Source organism: Pararhodobacter sp. (assembly GCF_034676075.1).
Taxonomy (GTDB): Bacteria; Pseudomonadota; Alphaproteobacteria; order Rhodobacterales; family Rhodobacteraceae; genus Pararhodobacter.
This window is the reverse complement of record NZ_JAUCCQ010000211.1, coordinates 1-3,596: the sequence shown is the minus strand read 5'-3', so window position 1 is coordinate 3,596 and position 3,596 is coordinate 1. Positions and strand designations below refer to the sequence as shown.

Genomic DNA, 3,596 nt, shown 5'->3' with positions numbered 1-3,596 from the left:
ATATCCTCGGGGGGTGAATGCCCGCAGGGCAGAGGGGGGCAGACGGCCCCCCTTCTTCGGCGCGGCGGCACGCCGCGCCGCTGGTCGCCCGAGAAGGGCGCGGCGAAGCCGCTCCCGACGAGGGCGAAACACCTCCCCCGCGCTGTGCTGTCGCAGGTCCCTCGCGCCTTCGTGCTTTGCGGGCCGGGCCGGGCAGGCTATAGCGGGGGCATGATCGTCGAACTCGGACATTACGCCCTCATCCTGGCTTTCGCCGTCTCCATCCTGCAAAGCCTCGTGCCGCTTGTCGGTGCGCAGAAGGGCTGGGCGGACTGGATGGCCGCCGCGGGGCCGCTCGCCAGCGGGCAATTCGCGCTTCTGGCCATCGCCTTCGCGGCGCTGACCTATGCTTTCGTCACCTCGGATTTCTCGGTCCTGCTGGTGGTCGACAATTCCCACACGCTGAAGCCGCTGCTCTACAAGATCAGCGGCGTCTGGGGGAATCACGAGGGCTCGCTGCTGCTCTGGTCCCTGATCCTGGCGCTGTTCGGCGCCTCGGCGGCCTGGTTCGGGGGCAATCTGCCCAAGACGCTGCAGGCGCGGGTGCTGGCGGTGCAGGGCGCGATCGGCGCGGCCTTCCTCGCCTTCATGATCTTCACCTCGAACCCGTTCCTGCGCACGGCGCTGCCGCCCTTCGACGGCCATGACCTGAACCCGCTCCTGCAGGACCCCGGCCTCGCCTTCCATCCGCCCTTCCTTTACCTCGGCTATGTCGGGCTCTCGATGGCCTTCTCCTTCGCCATTGCCGCCCTGATCGAGGGCAAGGTCGACGCCGCCTGGGGCCGCTGGGTGCGGCCCTGGACGCTGGCTGCCTGGATCTTCCTGACCATCGGCATCGCGCTCGGCTCTTGGTGGGCCTATTACGAACTCGGCTGGGGCGGCTTCTGGTTCTGGGACCCGGTCGAGAACGCCTCCTTCATGCCCTGGCTCTTCGCCACCGCGCTGCTGCACTCGGCCATCGTCGTGGAAAAGCGCGAGACGTTGAAAGCCTGGACCATCCTGCTGGCCATCCTCGGCTTCGGCTTCTCGCTGATGGGGACCTTCATCGTCCGCTCGGGCGTGATCACCTCGGTTCATGCCTTCGCCTCGGACCCCGAGCGCGGTGTCTTCATCCTGCTGATCTTCGCCGTCTTCGTCGGCGGCGCGCTCACGCTGTTCGCCTTCCGGGGCGCGGCGCTCGAGGCCAAGGGCGTCTTCGCCCTGGTCAGCCGGGAATCGGCGCTGGTCCTCAACAACGTGCTCTTGGCCGTGGCCTCCTTCGTCGTCTTCGTCGGCACCATGTGGCCCTTGGTCAGCGAGTTGGCCTTCGGCCGGGTGCTGTCGGTGGGCGCGCCTTTCTTCAACGCGGCCTTCACCCCCTTCATGGTGGCGCTGGCCATCGCCCTGCCGGTGGGCGCCGTCATGCCCTGGAAGCGCGGCAAACTGGGCAAGGCCGCGGCCTCGATGACCGGGGCGCTGGCGCTGGCCGTGGCGCTGGCCGGGCTCGCCTTCGCGCTGCAGACCGGGCGCTCGGCGCTGGCGCCGATCGGCGTCCTGCTGGGCTCCTGGCTGGTGTTCGGCGCGCTGATCGACCTCTGGACCCGGGGCGGGCGCCAGGGCATCGGCGACCGGCTGCGCCGCATCGCCCGGCTGCCGCGCGCCGATTGGGGCAAGGCCATCGCCCATGGCGGCCTCGGCGTCACCATCTTCGCCGTGACCGCCGTTCTGGGCTGGGCCAGCGAGGATATCCGCGTCCTGCGCCCGGGCGAGAGTTTCGAGCTGAGCGGCCACACCTTCACCCTCACCGGCGTCGAGCGTCAGCCGGGCCCGAACTACATCTCGACCATGGCCACGGTCGAGGTGCGTGACGGCGACCGCTTCATCACCACTTTGCACCCTGAGAAGCGGGTCTATCCCGCGGCCGGCATGCCGACGACCGAGGCCGGCATTCATTACACGCTGACCCGCGATCTCTATGTCGCGCTCGGCGATCCGCAGGATGGCGGCGGCTGGGCGCTGCGGACCTATGTGAAGCCCTTCGCGGTCTGGCTCTGGATCGGGGCGGCGCTGATGGCGCTTGGCGGTCTCGTCTCGCTCAGCGACCGGCGCTTCCGGGTGGCGGTCGGAGCGCGGCGCGCGCCCCCCGCGGCGGCGCCGGCGGAGTGACGGGGATGCGCGCCTTCCTCCTCGCCCTGCTGCTGGTCCTTCCAATGGCGGCGGGTGCGGTGCAACCCGACGAGATCCTGCCCGATCCGGCGATGGAGGCCCGCGCCCGTGCCATCACCGCCGAACTGCGCTGCGTGGTCTGCCGCAACGAATCGGTCGACGATTCCAACGCCGAGATCGCCCGCGATATCCGCCTTATGGTGCGCGAGCGGCTGGTGGCGGGCGATACCGACACCGAGGCCGTGCAATACATGGTCGACCGGTTCGGCGAATATATCCTGCTCAACCCCCGGCCCACCGGCTCGAACCTGATCCTCTGGGTCACTGGACCCGCGCTGCTGGTGGCAGGGCTGGGGATTGCGCTGATGGCGGCGCGACGGCGGCGGGCGGGTCCCGAGGCGCTGAGCGCCGAGGAAGAGGCCCGGCTCAAGGCGCTTCTCGACGAGTGACGCAAGGTTGCGCCTAGCCGGGGCGCGTCGCCTGTGGCTAGTCTGGCCGCGGCATTGTCGGAGGGCGCCATGATCTACACCACAATCACCGTCACCGAAGAGGCGGGCGTCGGCCTGATCCGGCTGAACCGGCCGACACTGATGAACGCGCTGAACGCCCAGATGCGGGCCGAGATCACCCAGGCGGTGCGCGACCTCGGTACACGTGCGCGCGTCGTGGTGATGACCGGCGAGGGGCGGGCCTTCTGCTCGGGTCAGGACCTCGGCGCCGGGGCCTCGGTCAACGAGATCGACCTCGGCCGCATCCTGCGCGAGGAATACGAGCCGATGCTGCGGGCGATCCACGATTGCCCGGTGCCGGTGATCGCCGCCGTCAATGGCGTGGCGGCGGGGGCGGGGGCCAATCTGGCGCTGGCCGCGGATGTGGTGATCGCCACGCAATCGGCGGTCTTCCTGCAGGCCTTCGCCCGGATCGGCCTGATCCCGGACGCAGGCGGCACCTATTGGCTGCCGCGGCTGGTGGGCTTTGCCCGCGCCATGGGCCAGTCGCTCTTTGCTGGGCCGGTGACGGCGGACGAGGCCGCCGCGACCGGGCTGATCTGGGCCTCGGTGCCCGATGACAAATTCGCGGCGGAATGGCAGGCCCGGGCCGCGCAACTGGCGCAGGGCCCGACGCTCGCCTATGGCGCGATCAAGCGCGCGCTCAGGGCCTCGATGACCGCCGATCTCGACAGCCAGCTCGATACCGAGGCCCGGCTGCAGGGCGAGATGGGTGCGACCCGCGATTTCCGCGAAGGGGTGATGGCCTTTCTGGAGAAGCGGCCGGCGAAGTTCGAGGGACGCTGACAGCGGGGCCGGGTCATGCGGGGGGCCAGCCCCCCGCGCCCCCCGCCAAAGGGGGTTTTCCACCCCCTTTGGAAACCCCCGAGGATATTTAGAGAACAAAGATGAAGGTTAAGGGGG

Annotated in this window: 3 protein-coding genes; all 3 read left to right on the top strand. The window is 69.7% G+C overall.

What is annotated here, in order from left to right; genetic code table 11:
• Window positions 1–210: 210 nt before the first annotated feature.
• The 3 genes from VDQ18_RS23240 (at window position 211) to VDQ18_RS23230 (ending at window position 3,479) form a co-directional block, all read left to right on the top strand.
• Window positions 211–2,184, top strand: a complete 1,974-nt coding sequence (locus VDQ18_RS23240; RefSeq protein WP_323023231.1) for a heme lyase CcmF/NrfE family subunit — start codon at window positions 211–213, stop codon at window positions 2,182–2,184.
• Window positions 2,185–2,189: 5 nt separating this feature from the next.
• A complete protein-coding gene (locus VDQ18_RS23235; RefSeq protein ID WP_323023230.1) occupies window positions 2,190–2,633 on the top strand; it encodes a cytochrome c-type biogenesis protein in 444 nt (147 codons plus the stop codon).
• Between the two features lie 69 nt (window positions 2,634–2,702).
• A complete protein-coding gene (locus VDQ18_RS23230; protein ID WP_323023229.1) occupies window positions 2,703–3,479 on the top strand; it encodes an enoyl-CoA hydratase-related protein in 777 nt (258 codons plus the stop codon).
• Window positions 3,480–3,596 lie beyond the last annotated feature (117 nt).